This window comes from Vogesella indigofera (assembly GCF_003633895.1).
In the GTDB taxonomy this organism is placed as follows: Bacteria; Pseudomonadota; Gammaproteobacteria; order Burkholderiales; family Chromobacteriaceae; genus Vogesella; species Vogesella indigofera.
This window is the reverse complement of sequence record NZ_RBID01000011.1, coordinates 404,483-421,053: the sequence shown is the minus strand read 5'-3', so window position 1 is coordinate 421,053 and position 16,571 is coordinate 404,483. Positions and strand designations below refer to the sequence as shown.

The 16,571-nt window shown below is 66.6% G+C and carries 13 protein-coding genes; 11 read left to right on the top strand and 2 right to left on the bottom strand.

The window, feature by feature from the left end:
* Positions 1-78: 78 nt before the first annotated feature.
* Positions 79-1,896 (bottom strand): translational GTPase TypA, encoded by a 1,818-nt coding sequence (typA, locus tag C8E02_RS04265; protein WP_047965291.1) that lies wholly within the window; start codon positions 1,894-1,896, stop codon positions 79-81.
* Positions 1,897-2,012: 116 nt separating this feature from the next.
* Between typA and C8E02_RS04260 the strand changes: the two genes are divergently transcribed.
* Entirely contained in the window at positions 2,013-2,876 is an 864-nt protein-coding gene (locus tag C8E02_RS04260; RefSeq protein WP_120809776.1) for a hypothetical protein, read from the top strand.
* Between the two features lie 248 nt (positions 2,877-3,124).
* Here the strand turns inward: C8E02_RS04260 and C8E02_RS04255 are convergent, their stop codons facing one another.
* On the bottom strand, positions 3,125-4,117 hold the full coding sequence (locus C8E02_RS04255; RefSeq protein WP_245961061.1) for an NAD(P)H-quinone oxidoreductase: 993 nt from the start codon (positions 4,115-4,117) through the stop codon (positions 3,125-3,127).
* A gap of 48 nt (positions 4,118-4,165) precedes the next feature.
* Between C8E02_RS04255 and C8E02_RS04250 the strand changes: the two genes are divergently transcribed.
* The 10 genes from C8E02_RS04250 (at position 4,166) to C8E02_RS04205 (ending at position 16,491) form a co-directional block, all read left to right on the top strand.
* On the top strand, positions 4,166-6,589 hold the full coding sequence (locus tag C8E02_RS04250; RefSeq protein WP_120809775.1) for a heavy metal translocating P-type ATPase: 2,424 nt from the start codon (positions 4,166-4,168) through the stop codon (positions 6,587-6,589).
* Positions 6,589-6,768 carry a cbb3-type cytochrome oxidase assembly protein CcoS gene (ccoS, locus tag C8E02_RS04245; protein WP_120809774.1) on the top strand — a complete coding sequence of 60 codons (180 nt, stop codon included), beginning with the start codon at positions 6,589-6,591 and terminating at the stop codon, positions 6,766-6,768. The genes C8E02_RS04250 and ccoS overlap by 1 nt, the downstream gene beginning before the upstream one ends.
* Before the next feature lie 392 nt (positions 6,769-7,160).
* On the top strand, positions 7,161-8,531 hold the full coding sequence (trkA, locus tag C8E02_RS04240) for a Trk system potassium transporter TrkA (protein ID WP_120809773.1): 1,371 nt from the start codon (positions 7,161-7,163) through the stop codon (positions 8,529-8,531).
* 1 nt (position 8,532) lies between these two features.
* A complete protein-coding gene (gene gloA2, locus C8E02_RS04235) occupies positions 8,533-8,931 on the top strand; it encodes an SMU1112c/YaeR family gloxylase I-like metalloprotein (protein ID WP_120809772.1) in 399 nt (132 codons plus the stop codon).
* The gene (locus C8E02_RS04230) at positions 8,925-10,379 is read left to right on the top strand and encodes a TrkH family potassium uptake protein (protein ID WP_211329152.1); all 1,455 of its coding nucleotides are present in this window, start codon (positions 8,925-8,927) and stop codon (positions 10,377-10,379) included. The genes gloA2 and C8E02_RS04230 overlap by 7 nt, the downstream gene beginning before the upstream one ends.
* Before the next feature lie 2 nt (positions 10,380-10,381).
* On the top strand, positions 10,382-12,220 hold the full coding sequence (locus C8E02_RS04225) for a lytic transglycosylase domain-containing protein (RefSeq protein WP_245961060.1): 1,839 nt from the start codon (positions 10,382-10,384) through the stop codon (positions 12,218-12,220).
* Positions 12,221-12,244: 24 nt separating this feature from the next.
* On the top strand, positions 12,245-13,195 hold the full coding sequence (locus tag C8E02_RS04220) for a complex I NDUFA9 subunit family protein (RefSeq protein WP_120809770.1): 951 nt from the start codon (positions 12,245-12,247) through the stop codon (positions 13,193-13,195).
* Positions 13,192-14,427: a multifunctional CCA addition/repair protein gene (locus C8E02_RS04215; protein ID WP_120809769.1), complete on the top strand. Its 1,236-nt coding sequence runs from the start codon at positions 13,192-13,194 to the stop codon at positions 14,425-14,427. The genes C8E02_RS04220 and C8E02_RS04215 overlap by 4 nt, the downstream gene beginning before the upstream one ends.
* On the top strand, positions 14,424-15,536 hold the full coding sequence (locus C8E02_RS04210) for a 2-methylaconitate cis-trans isomerase PrpF family protein (protein ID WP_120809768.1): 1,113 nt from the start codon (positions 14,424-14,426) through the stop codon (positions 15,534-15,536). The genes C8E02_RS04215 and C8E02_RS04210 overlap by 4 nt, the downstream gene beginning before the upstream one ends.
* A gap of 106 nt (positions 15,537-15,642) precedes the next feature.
* Positions 15,643-16,491: an SPFH domain-containing protein gene (locus tag C8E02_RS04205; protein ID WP_170152099.1), complete on the top strand. Its 849-nt coding sequence runs from the start codon at positions 15,643-15,645 to the stop codon at positions 16,489-16,491.
* Positions 16,492-16,571: the final 80 nt, after the last annotated feature.

The following is a 16,571-nucleotide window of genomic DNA, read 5'->3' as shown; positions in this document are numbered from 1 at the left end:
CCACCATAAAAAACCGCCCGACAGGCCTGGCCTGTCGGGCGGTTTTAGCTGGAACCGTTGCCGGTTCCGGTCAGCCATTTAGTTGGCGGCAGCCTTGTTCATGCGGCGACGATCGGATTCGTTCAGGAAACGCTTGCGAATACGGATCGACTTCGGCGTGATTTCCACCAGCTCGTCGTCGTCGATGAATTCCACAGCCGATTCCAGCGTCATCTTGATCGGGGTGGTCAGGCGCACGGCTTCGTCGGTACCGGAGGCGCGCACGTTGGTCAGCTGCTTGCCCTTGACCGGGTTCACCACCAGGTCGTTGTCGCGGCTGTGAATGCCGATGATCATGCCTTCGTACAGCTTGTCGCCTGGCGACACGAACATGCGGCCGCGGTCTTCCAGCTTCCACAGAGCGTAGGCCACGGCGTCGCCGTTTTCCTGCGAGATCAGCACGCCGTTGTGACGGCCTGGCATGTCCGGCTTCACCGGTGCGTAGTCGTCAAACACGTGGCTCATCAGGCCGGTACCGCGGGTCATGGTCATGAAGTCGGACTGGAAGCCGATCAGACCGCGGGCCGGAATATGGTATTCTAGGCGGGTACGACCCATGCCGTCCGATTCCATGTTGGTCAGTTCGCCACGGCGACGACCGATTTCTTCCATCACGCCGCCCTGGTGGTTGTCTTCCAGGTCGATGGTCAGGTTTTCGTACGGCTCGCACTTCTCGCCGTTGATGTCCTTGTACACCACGCGTGGCTTGGCCACGGCGATTTCAAAGCCTTCACGACGCATGGTTTCCAGCAGGATGGTCAGGTGCAGTTCGCCACGACCGGACACGCGGAACACGTCGGAGTCTTCGGTGTCTTCAACACGCAGCGCCACGTTGGTCAGCAGCTCTTTGGTCAGACGATCGCGAATCTGGCGCGAGGTCACGAACTTGCCTTCGGTACCGGCCAGTGGCGAGGAGTTGACCATGAAGTCCATGGTCAGGGTCGGTTCGTCCACACCCAGCACCGGCAGGCCAACTGGCTGGTCCTTGTCGCAGATGGTCACGCCGATACCGATGTCTTCGATACCGGAGATGATGATGATGTCGCCAGCTTCGGCGCTTTCAACCGGTACACGTTCCAGGCCGCGATAGCCCAGCACCTGGTTGATACGGCCGGCAGCAACCTGGTCTTCGTGGTTCATTACCACGACTTGCTGGCCCGGCTTGATGCGGCCGTTCAGCACGCGGCCGATACCCATGCGACCGGTGTAGGTCGAGTAGTCCAGCGCGGAGATCTGGAACTGCAGCGGGGCGTCGGCATCACCGGCCGGAGTCGGTACGTGCTTGAGCACGGTCTCGAACAGCGGACGCATGTTGTCGGATTCTTCTTCCAGTTCCAGCTTGGCAAAGCCGTTCAGGCCGGAAGCGTAGATCACCGGGAAGTCCATCTGTTCGTCGTTGGCACCCAGTTTGTCGAACAGGTCGAAAGTCTGGTCTACCACCCAGTCCGGACGTGCGCCCGGACGGTCTACCTTGTTGATCACCACGATAGGACGCAGGCCCAGGGCCAGGGCCTTCTTGGTCACGAAACGGGTTTGCGGCATCGGGCCTTCAACGGCATCCACCAGCAGCAGTACGCCATCCACCATGCCCAGAACGCGCTCTACTTCACCACCGAAGTCGGCGTGACCAGGGGTGTCAACGATGTTGATGTGCACACCTTCGTACTCGACGGCGGTGTTTTTGGACAGAATGGTAATGCCACGCTCTTTTTCAAGATCGTTGGAGTCCATTACACGTTCGTCAACTTGCTGGTTTTCACGGAAAGTACCGGATTGACGCAGCAGCTGGTCAACCAGAGTGGTCTTGCCGTGGTCAACGTGGGCGATAATGGCGATGTTACGAATTTGTCGGGTCATGGGAACACGTAGTTTTAGAAAGTCGCGCGAATCATAGCACAAACAGGGTTACAGTTCACCGCCTGGGGTGGCTTTATTTCGGTACACTGGCGGCGTTTCATCAGGAGAACAACACAATGTACGACTGGAATGCGCTTTGGCACACTCATGCCGGCAAGCAGCAGCGTTTTGCGAGCGAGACGCTGGACATCAACCAGCTGGCCCCGGAACTGGGCGCCACGCTGCATCGCGCCGCACGCAACCCGCACGACATCGCCGTCTACGACCACGGCGACCACTACAGCCTGCTGCGCCACGACCAGGGGCTGCAGCTGCTGCGCCTGGAAAAACGCGTCCTGTTCGACATTGCCATCCGTCTGGTCACCGCCGACGAGGGTCAGGCGCTGGCGCTGCCCTACCTGGAAGTGCTGGTCGACAACCTCGCCACCGGCGAAGCCGGCAGCTGGCGCGCCGAAGTCCGTTGCAGCGAGGATGGCGAACTGCTGGCCAACAACGCCCTGCTGCGACACGAACAGCCGCCGCTGATGGACTGGCCCGAGCTGAGCTTTGCCGACGATGCCCGCTTCGCCGCCGCGCTGCGCGACAGCTGGCAGGAAGCCGCCGAGGCCGTCACTCTCGACGCCGCCGCCTGGTTCAACGCCGAAGCACTGGAGCAGCACGCGGCCGAACCACCGCTGGACGCCCGCATCCAGCAGATGTGCGAGCGCTACGCCGAGATCGTCCGCCGCGAGCAGGCACTGCTGTCGCGCCAGTTCAGCGACGAGGAACTGCTGCTGATTGCCGAGGTGTTGCGCGGCGTGACCTTCGAATCCGCCGAATCCTGCCGCGGCCTGTGGCTGGCGGTGGAAAACCGCTTGCTGCAGGACGAGCTGGACCGCAAGCACGGCGTCGATGGCGCCGCACTGCTGCGCCAGTTGCAACAGCTGAGCTACACCCAGGAAGTGGCGCTGATCGAGGCGCTGGCACCGGCGCAGGACTGAGAACCTGTTCACGACCTGCTGCGCTTCGTGAAACGTTACACGGTGAGTACGCCTTCGGAATGCTCATTGACCCCATGTCAACTCCGCTTCCTCAGCCGTTTTCGCCTTGTCTCGCTCTAGCTCGCGAGATCGTGAACACGTTCTAAGCAAAAAAACGGGGCAATCCGTCCAAAGATTGCCCCCACCCCTATCCATTCAGCAGAAAGTGAACACCGTTTGCTGATGCACTGCATCTTAGAGGCGCCAGATTACGCCGCCGTGACAGGGAACAGCGTCAGCACCACCTTGCCGAGGTTACGGTTGTCGGCCAGATACTGGTGCGCCTCGGCCACCGCTGCCAGCGGATAGCTACTGTCCAGCGTCACGCGCGCGCGGCCGGACTGCAGCGCCGGCAGTACCTGCGTTTCCAGCGCCTGCGCCAGCTGGGCGCGCCGCGCCAGCGGCTGGGTGCGCAAGGTCGAGCCTTGCACCCGCAAGCGCTTCATTAGTAGCTGCGCCAGATTGATCTCGCCCTTGCTGCCGCCCATCACCCCAATCAGCAACAGCCGGCCGTCGGCGCGCAGGCTGGCCAGATTGTCGGCAAACAGCGCCGCGCCCACCGGATCGAGGATCACGTCGACACCGCCGGCGGCCTTGAGGTTGGCCGCAAAGCCTGGCTGGCGGCTGTCGATGGTCAGCATCGCGCCCAGCGACTGGCAGTAACAGCGCTTCTCCTCGCTACCGGCGCTGGCCACCACCTCGGCGCCGAGCAAACCGGCCAGCTGAATCGCCGCCGCGCCGACACCGCTGGCGCCGGCGTGTATCAGCGCCCGCTCGCCCTCCTGCAGCTCGGCCAGCTCGACCAGGTTCAGCCACGCCGTCATCCACGCCTCCGGCAGGCTGGCGGCCTCGACCCAGCTCAGCCAGTCCGGCTTCGGAATCGCCACCGCGCTGTCCAGCAGCGCGTACTCGGCATAACCGCCGCCCGCCACCAGCCCGAACACGGCATCGCCCTGCTGAAAGCGCGATGGGCCGTTCACCTCGTCCACGATCCCGGCCACCTCCAGCCCCAGCAGCGGCGACGCGCCCGGCGGCGGCGGATAATGCCCTTCGCGCTGCACCAGATCCGCCCGGTTCACGCCGGCGGCCAACACCCTGACCCGCAGCTGGCCCGGCTGCGGCTGCGGTTTTTCGATCAACGCCAGTTCCAGCGTTTCCACCCCGCCCGGGGCCTGTTGAATCACGGCCTGCATAGACATCATTGACCCTCCGCAAGCTAAGCATGTGCACTTGCATTACAATAGCACGCCATGAGCGCACCCTGTTTCCACTGCGGGCTTCCCGTCCCCGCCGATGCCGACTACCCCGTCCGTTACCGTCAACTCCAGCAGCACACCTGCTGCGCCGGCTGCCAGGCCGTGGCGCAGACCATCATCGATGCCGGACTGGACGACTACTACCAGCACCGCACCGAAGGCGGCCGCCAGGCCGAGGCGCTGCCGGCCGAGCTGCTGCAACAGATGCAGCTGTACGATAACGACGAACTGCAGAAAAGCTTTGTCCACCTCGAAAGCGAACAGGTCCGCGAAGCGGCGCTGATGCTGGAAGGCATTACCTGCGCCGCCTGTGTCTGGCTCAACGAGCAGCAACTGCGCCGCCTGCCCGGCGTACTGACGGTGGACATCAACTACGCCACCCACCGCGCCCGCGTGCGCTGGGACAACAGCCGGCTGCAGCTGTCCGCCATCCTGGAAGCCATCGCCGCCATCGGCTACCGCGCCCACCCCTACGACGCCTCGCGTCAGGAAGCGCTGCACCAGAAGGAACGCAAGCAGGCGCTGAACCGGTTGTGGGTCGCAGGGCTGTCGATGATGCAGGTGATGATGTATGCGGTGCCGGTGTACATGGCGCCGGACGGCGAGATCGAGGCGCAATACCTGTGGCTGCTGCACTGGGCCAGCTTTGTGCTGACCGTGCCGGTGGTGATTTACTCCGCCATTCCGTTCTACCGCGCCACCTGGCGCGACCTGAAGACACGTCGCGCCGGCATGGACACCCCGGTCACCATCGGCATCCTCACCGCCTTCTTCGCCAGCTTCTGGGCGCTGATCAACCGCATCGAACATGGCATCTACTTCGACTCGGTATCGATGTTCGTGTTCCTGCTGCTGGGCGGGCGCTACCTGGAAGGCATGGCGCGACGCAAGACCGGCGAGGCCACCGAACGGCTGGTCAAACTGCTGCCGGCCTTCGCCCACCGCCTCGACAACTGGCCGGCCTCGCGCAACAGCAGCGAGGTGGCTGCGGCCAACCTTGCGCTGGGCGACCTGCTACTGGTCAAACCCGGCGAAACCATCCCCGCCGACGGCATCATCCGCGACGGCCAGTCCAGCATCGACGAATCGCTGCTCAGCGGCGAGAGCCTCCCGGTCGCGCGCCACAGCGGCGAGGAAGTGGTCGCCGGCAGCGTCAACAGCGCCAGCCCACTGGTGATCGAGGTCAACCGCATCGGCCAGGGCACCCGCCTCGCCGGCATCGTGCGGCTGCTGGACCAGGCACTGGCGGAAAAACCGCGGCTGGCGCTGCTGGCCGACCGTTTCGCCAGCGTATTTGTCGCCGCACTGCTGCTGGTGGCGCTGGCCACCTTTGCCGGCTGGTACTGGTACGAGCCGGCACGCGCGCTGTGGATCACCGTCGCGGTGCTGGTGATCTCCTGCCCCTGCGCGCTGTCGCTGGCAACGCCGGCGGCACTCACCGCCGCCACCGGCCACCTGGCGCAGCTGGGCGTGCTCACTGCCCGCGGCCATGCGCTGGAGACGCTGAGCAAGATTACCGACGTGGTGTTCGACAAGACCGGCACCCTCACCCACGGCCGCATGCAGCTATTGCAGCTGCAAACCTTCGGCGTGCTCGACAACAGCACGGCGCTGGCACTGGCGGCGGCGATGGAGTCCGGCTCCGAACACCCGATCGCGCGGGCACTGCTGGCCGCCAACGAGGCGCCGCTGCCGGCGCTCGGCGACGTGGTCAACACTCCCGGCCAAGGCATCAGCGCCCGCCTGCAGGACACCGTCTGGCGCCTGGGACGGCCGGAATTCGTCAGCAGTCGCGCCCCGATCATCCCGGCCGACTGGCCGGCGGCGGCAACCTGCATCGCGCTGGGCCACGACGACGAGATCGTCGCCCTGTTCGCCATCGGCGACCAGCCGCGCGCCGAGGCCGCCGCCGTGGTGCAGCAGCTGCAGCGCCGCGGCCTGACCCTGCACCTGCTGTCCGGCGACGCCGCACCGGCGGTCGAACACCTTGCGGCCAACCTTGGCCTGGATCACGCCCGCGCCGCGGCCACGCCGGAAGACAAGCTGGCCTACGTCAGCCAGCTGCAGCAACAGGGTCGCCGCGTGCTGATGATCGGTGACGGCGTCAACGACGCGCCGGTGCTGGCGCGCGCCGACGTGTCGCTGGCGATGGGCGGCGGCACCGATGTCGCTCGCGCCAGTGGCGACCTGATCCTGATCCACGACGAGCTGGGACGGCTGCCGGCGACGCTGGCACTGGCGCAGCGCACCATGCACATCATCCGCCAGAACCTGTGGTGGGCGGCGCTGTATAATCTGCTGGCGCTGCCGCTGGCCATCGCCGGCTGGATCACGCCGTGGCTGGCCAGCCTCGGCATGGCGCTCAGCTCCTTACTGGTGGTGGGCAACGCCCTGCGCCTGATCAAACGGGATAAATGATGGAAAGCCTGTATTTGCTGATACCGATGAGCATCGTGCTGGTGTTTTTTATCGGCGTGCTGTTCTGGTGGTCGACCCGCTCCGGCCAGTTTGACGATCTGGAAGGCCCGGCGCACCGCATCCTGATGGACGACGACGACACCAGCGACGACGCCGGCACCCCGCCAGCCGCACGCTGAGCACCGTCTCACCCTGACGCCACGCCGAGGCTTCGGCGTGGCGTCGTGCTTTTCTGTCCTGCCGCCGCGCGGCGTGGCAAAAAAACGGGGGAGCAAGCTCCCCCTCGAAAACCGCACCGTTGCAGGGCACGCAGCCGGCACGGTCACAACCCCCGATCGCCACCGCGTCACGGCGGCCATCGGCTTGCCGCCATTGTGCACAGCGCCCCATCATTCGGCCAATTAATTGTCGCCAAACTGGCGATTATGTTTTTCAATCACTCTGCCGCGGCACAAGGCGGCAGGCAGCCGCTAAAATGGCCGGCCTTACGCAGCAATGCCAATGGCGTTGCCCGTCATAGCCAATCAATACGAGTAACGCCGCCAGCGCGGCCAGCAAGGACACGACACGGATGAGAATCCTGATTCTGGGAGGAGGACAAGTTGGCGCCAGCGTGGCGGAAAGCCTGACCAACGAAGGCAACGACGTCACCGTGGTCGATCAGGACGCCAACCTGCTCAAGCTGCTGCAGAACCGCCTCGACATCCGCACCGTGCTCGGCAACGCCGCCCATCCGTCGGTGCTGCTCAATGCCGGCGCCGAAGACGCCGAGCTGCTGCTGGCGCTGACCCGCAACGACGACACCAACCTGCTGGCCTGTGCGCTGGCCCGCACCCAGTTCAACATCCCCACCTGTATCGCGCGCATCCGCGCCAGCGATTACGTGGAGGGCCGCCACGCGGTGCTGAAGCAGTTCTCGGTCGATCACGCCATTTGCCCGGAGCAGATCGTCACCAACAACCTGTACCAGCTGCTGTCCTACCCGCGTGCGCTGCAGGTGCTGGACTTCGGCCACGGCCTCGCCCAGCTGGTGGTGGCCCGCGCTGGCAGCGACGGCAAGCTGGTCGGCCGCCCGCTGAAGCAGATCCGCGACGACATGCCGGACAGCGACTCGCGCATCTGCGCCATCTACCGCAATGACAAGCTGATCGTGCCGGACGGCAACACCGTGATCGCCTCCGGCGACGAGGTGTTCTTCATCGCCGCCAAGGCCGACGTGCCGACCATGCTCGGCGAGCTGCGCAGCAGCGAGAAGCCGGTGCGCCGGGTGATGATCGCCGGCGGCGGCAACATCGGCTACCGCCTGGCGCGGCTGCTGCAGGACGACTACGAGGTCAAGCTGATCGAGGCGCGCGGCGAGCGCGCGACGTGGCTGTCGGAAAACCTGGACAAGGCATTGGTGCTGCACGGCGAGGCCACCGACGAGGCGCTACTGGAAGACGAAAACATCGACGAGATGGACGTGTTCTGCGCGCTGACCAACGACGACGAGGACAACGTGATGTCCACGCTGCTGGCCAAGCGCATGGGCGCCCACCGCGTCATCGCGCTGGTCAACCGCTCCAGCTATGTCGACCTGCTGGAGGGCAACCGCATCGACGTGGTGATCTCGCCGCACCTGTCCACCATCGGCTCGGTACTGGCGCACCTGCGCCGTGGCGACGTGGTGGCGGTGCACCCCTTGCGCCGTGGCGCCGCCGAGGCCATCGAAGTCATCATTCACGGTGACGAACGCACCTCGCGTCTGGTTGGCCGCAAGGTGGAAGACATCAACATGCCAACCGGCTGCACCCTCAGCGCGGTGATCCGCGGCCAGCAGGTACTGATGGCGCACCACGACCTGGTGCTGTGCAGCGAAGACCACCTGATCATCTTCGTGTCACGTCGCCGCCAGCTGCGCCAGATCGAGAAGCTGGTGCAGGTCAAGATGGGGTTCTTCTGACATGCTGCTGCAAGGCATCCACCACGTGGCGCTGATCTGCCGCGACTACGCGCAGAGCCGCGCCTTCTACCACGACACTCTGGGGCTACCCATCGTCAGCGAGCACTACCGCGCCGGGCGCGAATCGTGGAAGCTCAACCTGGCACTGCCCGACAGCAGCCAGCTGGAGCTGTTCAGCTTCCCGTCGCCACCGCCGCGCCCCAGCCATCCGGAGGCCTGCGGCCTGCGCCACCTCGCCTTCCGCGTCGCCGATCTCGACCGCGTCATCGCCACGCTGGCTGCGGCCAACGTGGCCAGCGAAGCGGTGCGCACCGACGAATACACCGGCCGCCGCTTTACCTTTATCGCCGATCCGGACGGCCTGCCGCTGGAGCTGTACGAAATGGCGTCACCATGCTGAAAATCCTGCCCGTCATCCACGTGCTGGCCAAGCTGATCATGCTGTTTTCCGGTACGTTCGCCTTCCCGGCGCTGGTGTCCTGGTATTACGACGATGGCACGCTGCCCTACTTTGTCCGCGCCGCGGCCGCCAGCGGCATCGCCGGCTTCCTGCTGTGGATCGCCACCGCGCGCTTCGAACGCGAGCTGAAGCCGAAGGACGGCTTCATCCTGGTGACGCTGCTGTGGATCACCTTTGCCGTCACCGCCTGCCTGCCGATGCTGTTCTACCTGCCGGGCATGACGGTGACCAATGCCTTTTTCGAGTCGATGTCGGCACTGACCACCACCGGCGCCACCACCATGCAGGGGCTGGACCGGCTGCCGCCGTCGATCAACTTCTGGCGTCACTTCCTGACCTGGCTCGGCGGCATGGGCATCATCGTGCTGGCGGTGGCGGTGCTGCCGCTGCTGGGCATCGGCGGCATGCAGCTGTATAAGGCGGAAACCCCCGGCCCGATGAAGGACAACAAGCTGGCGCCGCGCATCGGCCAGACCGCGAAGAGCCTGTGGTACGTGTACTCGGCGCTGACCCTCGCCTGCTACGCCTGCCTGCTGCTGGCCGGCATGGCGCCGCTGGACGCGCTATGCCACGCCTTTACCGCGGTGGCGCTGGGCGGCTTCTCTACCAAGGACAGCAGCATCAGCCACTTCGACTCCTGGCAGATCGAGGCGGTGCTGTGCGTGTTCATGATCCTGGCGGCGATGAACTTCGCCACCCACTTTCTCAGCTGGCAGCGCCGCAGCCTGAAAAGCTACTGGCACGACATCGAGGCGCGCTACGTGGTGCTGTTGCTGCTGGGCAGCATCCTGGCGATGAGCCTGTACCTGTGGTGGCAGCAGATCTACACCTTCACCACCGCGCTGCGCTACGTGTCGTTCAACCTGATCTCGGTGGCCACCGATACCGGCTACGCCAGCACCGACTACGCACAGTGGCCGATATTCGTGCCACTATGGATGCTGTTCCTGTCCTGCCTCACCGTCAGCTCCGGCTCCACCGGCGGCGGCATCAAGATGATCCGCACCCTGATCCTGACGCGGCAGGGCTACCGCGAGATGAGCACCCTGCTGCACCCGAAAGCGGTGCTGCCGCTAAAGATTGGCAACCGCGTGATTCCGGAAGCGGTCGCCTTTTCGGTGCTCGGTTTCATCTTTGTCTACTTCATGAGCGTGGTGGTGTTTACCTTCGTGCTGATCGGCAGCGGGCTGGATTTCATCACCGCCTTTACCGCCAGCCTGGCCTGCATCAACAACATCGGCCCCGGGCTGGGGCAGATCGGCCCGACCGGGAACTACGCCGGTCTCAGCGATTTCCAAACCTGGGTGTGCACGCTGGCCATGCTGGTGGGCCGCCTCGAGGTGTTTAGCGTCCTGATTTTGTTTACCCCTACTTTCTGGCGAAAATGACCATGCGACATTCCTTATCCCTGCTGGCTTTCGCCCTGCTGCCCTGCTTTGCCCACGCCATCAGCGACAGCACGCTGCTGACCGCGCGCGAAGCCTTCCGCAACAACGACAGCGCGCAGCTGGCCAGCCTCGGCAATGGCAGCGGCGACCGCGACCCGCTCGCCGCGTGGCCGGGCTACTGGCAGGCACGACTGGCACTCGACAACGGCGACGACAACCCGAGCCGCGCCTTCATCAGCAACGGCGGCAACGCCTTCCTGCGCGAGCGGCTGCTCAACGACTGGGTACAGTCGCTGGGCAAGCGCGGCGACTGGGACGGCATCCTGCGCGTGGCGCCGGCGCTGTCCGGCGAGGCGCGCGACGCCGACAGCAGCTGCTGGCTCGACGTCGCCACCCTCAACCGCCGCCAGACCGTGGCCAGCGCGCCGGACCTGTGGCAGAACGTGCGCCTGTCCGACGGCTGCGCGCGACTGGTGGAAGAACAGGCCGCCCGCGGCGTCCTGACCCCGGCGCAGACCGAGGCGCGCATGCGCCTGCTGCTGGCCGGCAACTATCTGACCGTGGCGCGGCGACTGGCGGCTGCGGCCAACCTTGGCGAACGCTTCTTCACGGCAGGCGGTGCCGAACAGCTGGTGCAGCAACTGCTGACCCTCGGCAAGAACAACCCGGTGGCGGCGCTGGAACGGGCCGCCGCCAGCGAGGCGATGTTCAGCAAGGCGCAAAGCGGCTTCCTCTACGGCCAGCTGGCACTGCGCAGCGCACAGCGGCTGAACATGCCGCAGGCACTGGACGCCTTCGAGCACGCCGACCCGCAACAGCTGACCGACGAGCAATGGGAATGGTGGCTGCGCGCCGCGCTGCGCCAGCAGGACTGGGGCCGGCTGGAACAGCTGAGCCGTCGCCTGCCGGAAACGCTGGCCGGCAAGGGCGCCTGGCAGTACTGGCGCGCACGCAGCCTGCAGGCGTTGGGCCGCGGCAACGAGGCCACGCCGCTGCTGATCAAGATCAGCTTCGAGCACAACTACTACGGCCTGCTGGCCAAGGAAGAACTGGGCACCACACTGGAAGCCCCGCTCAGCCGCAGCCCGACCCCGCTGACACTGCAACGCCAGCTGCTGGCCGACCCCGACATCCAGCACGCGCTGGCGCTGTTCGAGCTGTCACTGCGCAACAACAAGCCGGAATGGCGCGAAGACGGCCGCCGCGTGTGGCGCTGGGCGCTGCGCGGCCGCAACGACGAGCAGCTGCTGGCCGCCGCCGAGATCGCGCTGGAGCGCAACCTCTACGACATGGCGATCTACGCCGCCGAGCGTACCGTGCGCACCCATGACTTCAGCCTGCGCTTCCTGACTCCGTACCGCGACACCACCCGCCGCTACGCCAGCCAGCTGGAGATCGACGAAGCCTGGGTTTACGGCCTGATCCGCCAGGAAAGCCGCTTCCTCAACGTCGCCCGCTCCGGCGTCGGCGCCAGCGGCCTGATGCAGCTGATGCCGGCGACCGCGAAATGGGTGGCCGGCAAGATGGGCCTGCCGAGCTACCAGGTCAACGACGTCGACACCAATATCCGCCTCGGCACCTGGTACCTGCGCCACGTGCTGGACAACCTGTCCAGCCACCCGGTACTGGCCACCGCCGCCTATAACGCCGGCCCCGGCCGCGCCCGCGGCTGGCAGGCGGCGATGCCGCTGGAAGGCGCCATTTACGCGGAAACCATTCCGTTTACCGAAACCCGCGACTATGTTCAGAAGGTGATGGCCAATGCGGTCTATTACGCCGGCGCGTTCCGCCAGCCCGGCAACACGCTGAAATCGCGACTGGGTACCATCCCGGCACGCTGACCGGCGTTCCGACAGGGAGATAACATGCACCAATTCAACAGAATCGCCGTGATCGGCGGCGCCGGCTTCGTCGGCAGCTACATTGCCGAAGAGCTGACCCGCTACGGTGCACAACTGAGCATCGCCACCCGCCGCCGCGAGCGGCACAAGGGCCTGCTGCTGCACCTGCCAAGCGCGGACCTGGTCGAAACCAACGTCCACGATGCCGGCCAGCTGGAACAGTTCCTCGCCGGCCACGACGCGGTGATCAGCATGGTCGGCATCCTGCACGGCTCGCGTAACGACTTCGAAAAGGCGCACGTGCAGCTGACCGGCAAGATCATCGCCGCCTGCAAGAGCCAGGGCATCCGGCGCATCGTCCACATCAGCGCGCTGGGCGCCGGCGAAAGCGCGCCCAGCGACTACCAGCAGACCAAGGGCAAGGCCGAGCGCCTGCTGCGCGACAGCGGGCTGGACGTCACCATCCTGCGCCCGTCGGTGATTTTCGGCGCCGGCGACAGCTTCCTGACCCTGTTTGCCAGTCTGGCCGCCGTCGCGCCCTTCATCCCGCTGGCCGGCGCCGACACCCGCTTCGCGCCGGTGTGGGTCGAGGACGTCGCCCGCGCGGTGCGCGTCTGCCTGGAGCAGGACGCCAGCATCGGCCAGACGCTGGAGCTGACCGGCCCCAAGACCTACACCCTGCGCCAGCTGGTGGCCTATGCGGCCAACCTTGCCGGCCATCCGCGCACGCTGATCGCGCTACCGGAAGGCCTCGCCATGCTGCAGGCGACGCTGATGGAGCTGCTGCCCGGCAAGCCGCCGCTGAGCCGCGACAATGTGCGCTCGCTGCGGGTCGATAACGTCAGCCAGCAGCCGTTCCCGGCGCTGCTCGGCTTCAGCCCGACGGCACTGGAGGCGGTGGCGCCGCTCTACCTCGGCGAACAGGAATTCAACCGCCAGCTCGACCGCTACCGCAAACAGGCCGCCCGCCGATGAAGTGCTACATCGTTGGCGGTGCCGTGCGCGACCGCCTGCTGGGGCTGCCGGTGGCCGACCGTGACTGGGTGGTGGTCGGCGCCACGCCGGAGATGATGCAGGCGCGCGGTTTCCGCCCGGTGGGCAAGGATTTTCCGGTGTTCCTGCATCCGCAAACGCAGGAGGAATACGCGCTGGCACGTACCGAACGCAAGAGCGGGCGCGGCTACCACGGCTTCGTGTTCCACACCTCGCCGGAGGTGACGCTGGAAGAAGACCTGATCCGCCGCGACCTCACCATCAACGCCATCGCCGAGGACGAACACGGCGCGCTGACCGACCCCTACGGCGGCCAGGCCGACCTGCAGGCGCGGCTGCTGCGCCACGTCAGCCCGGCCTTCGCCGAGGACCCGGTGCGCATCCTGCGCCTGGCGCGCTTTGCCGCGCGCTTCGACTTCGCCGTCGCCGAGGAGACCATGCAGCTGATGCGTGACATGGTGGCCGCCGGCGAGGCCGACGCGCTGGTGGCGGAGCGGGTATGGCAGGAGCTGGCCAAGGGCCTGATGACGGCCAGACCGTCGCGCATGTTCACCGTCCTGCGCGACTGCGGCGCGCTGGCGCGGCTGCTGCCGGAGCTGGACGCGCTGTTCGGCGTGCCGCAACGCGCCGACTACCACCCGGAGATCGACACCGGCGACCACGTCATGCGGGTGCTGGACTACGCCGCCGCCTGCGGCCAACCTTTGAGCGTGCGCTTTGCCGCGCTGATGCACGACTTGGGCAAGGCGCGCACGCCGGCCGACATCCTGCCGCGCCACCTCGGCCACGAGGCACACGGCGAAGCGCCACTGCTGGCGTTGTGCGAACGACTGCGGGTACCGGCCGACTGTCGTGACCTGGCGCGCCTGGCCACGCTTTACCACACCAAGATCCACCGCGCCGCCGAATTGCGCGCCGACACCGTGCTGCGCCTGCTGCGCGACTGCGACGCGCTGCGACGGCCGGAGCGCTTCCTGCAACTGCTGGACGTCTGTCTCGCCGACGCCCGCGGCCGGCTGCACTTCGAGACCTGCGACTACCCGCAGGCCGAGTGGCTGCGCCAGCTGCTGGCCGCGGCGCAGTCGGTCGATGCCGGTGCCGTTGCCCGCGACTGCGCCGACAAGCGCGACATCCCGCAGGCGGTGGACCGCGCCCGCGTCGCCGCCATCGCCGCCTGCCGGCGCCAGCTGTTCCCCGCCGAAAGCCAGCCGTGAGCACGCTCGACGTCACGCTGCTGCGCGGCGGCACCAGCAAGGGCCTGTTTTTCCGCCACGACGATCTGCCGCCGGCCGGCGCGGCGCGCGACGCGCTGCTGCTGCGCGTGCTGGGCAGCCCCGACCCCTACGGCAAGCAGATCGACGGCCTCGGCACCGGCATCTCCACCACCAGCAAGGTGGTGCTGCTGCGACCGTCGCTACGTGACGACCACGACATCGACTACCTGTTCGGCCACGTGTCGATCGCCGAGCCGCTGATCGACTGGTCCGGCAACTGCGGCAACCTCAGCGCCGCGGTGCCGCTGTTCGCGCTGCTGCAAGGCATGGTGGCGCACGCGCCGCGCGACGGCGCCGTCAGCGTGCGCATCTGGCAGGCCAATATCGGCAAGACCATCATCGCCGAGCTGAGCATGCGCAACGGCCGGCCGGTGTGGGAAGGCGACTACCGCATCGACGGCGTCGCCTTTCCCGGCGCGCCGCTGACGCTGCGCTTTCTCGATCCCGCCGGCGGTGCCAGCGGCCGGCTGTTCCCCACCGGCCGCGTCTGCGACAGCTTGAGTCTGCCGGACGGCAGCACCCTCGCCGCCACGCTGATCGACGCCGGCAACCCGACCGTGTTCGTGCGCGCCGCCGATATCGGCCTCGCCGGTGACGAGCGCGGCGACATCGCCGATGCCGCGGTCAACCGGCGCCTGGAATGGGCGCGCGCCGCCGGTGCGGTGGCGATGGGCCTCTGTGCCGACATCGCCACCGCCAGCCGCGAGCGGCCGGCGACGCCGAAGGTGAGCTTTGTGTCGCCCAGCACCGAGCCCGGCGTGGCACTGACCGCGCGCATCCTGTCGATGGGCAGGCTGCACCACGCCTACACCGGCACCGGTGCCATCGCACTGGCAGCCGCCGCCGCGATCGACGGCACGCTGGTGGCCGAAGCCTGCGGCGGCGTGGTGCGCGGCGAGGCGCTGCGCTTTGCCCACGCCAGCGGCCAGCAGCAACTGGAGGCGCGGCTGTCGTCCACGCCGGCCGGCTGGCACATCGACGAAGTGGTGATGACGCGCACCGCGCGACCGCTGCTGCAGGGCAGCCTGTTCCTGCCGAGCCAGTACTGACGGTTGCGGCCAACCCTGGCGCAAGGTTGGCCGCAACGGTGCCCCGTTAGCCCTTTGTCATCACATGCTGGCATACTGCGGCTTTCCCCTAGCATCAGGAGCCCCCATGGCCATCCTTATCCTGTTCGGCCTCGTCGCCCTCATCGTCATCGCCGGCCTGCGCGTCATCGACCAGCAGACGCTGGCCATCGTCGAGACCTTCGGCAAGTTCTCGCGTGTGCTCACCCCGGGTCTGAACTGGATCATCCCCGGCGTGCAACGCATCGCCTGCCTCATGGACCTGCGCGTGCAGGAGCTGTCGGCGCAGGTCGAGGTCAAGACCCGCGACAACATGTTCGTCACCCTGCCGGTGGCGATCATGGTGCGGGTGATTCCTGAGCGCGCCGCCGATGCCTACTACCAGCTGGCGTCGCCGCAGGAGCAAGTCAAGACCTGGGTGCTCAACACCCTGCGCTCGTCCACCGCGGCGATGACGCTGATGAACATGTACGAGGACCGCGACGAGCTGGCGCAACAGATGCAGGCCAGTCTCGCCGAGCGCATGGGCACCTACGGTTACGAGATCGTCAGCGTGCTGATCGACCAGCCGACGGTGTCGGAAGAGGTGCAGCACGCGTTCAACAGCGTGATCGCCTCCGAGCGCAAGCGCGAGGCGGCGGTGCAGGAGGCGGAAGCCAAGCGCATCCTGATCGTCGGTGAAGCCCGCGCCGAGGCCGAATCGCAGCAGCTGCGCGCCGAGGGCCTCGCCCGCGCCCGCACGGTGCTGGCCGCCAGCCTGACCGAGGCCATCGCCCAGGCCAAGGGCAGCGGCATCAGCGAGAACGACATCATGTACCTGCTGCTGGAAACCAACCGCCTCGACACCGTGAAATACGCCAGCGAGAAGGGCAAGCTGGTGCTGATGGACCTGCGCGCGCCGGCCAGCCAGGCCGGGCTGCAGATTCCGCTGGATTGAGCCGGACCCGTCCGCAGCGCAGAGCAAGCTTGGCCGCCATATTGCGGCCAAGCTTTTTTGCATTTCGGCCGCCATCACAA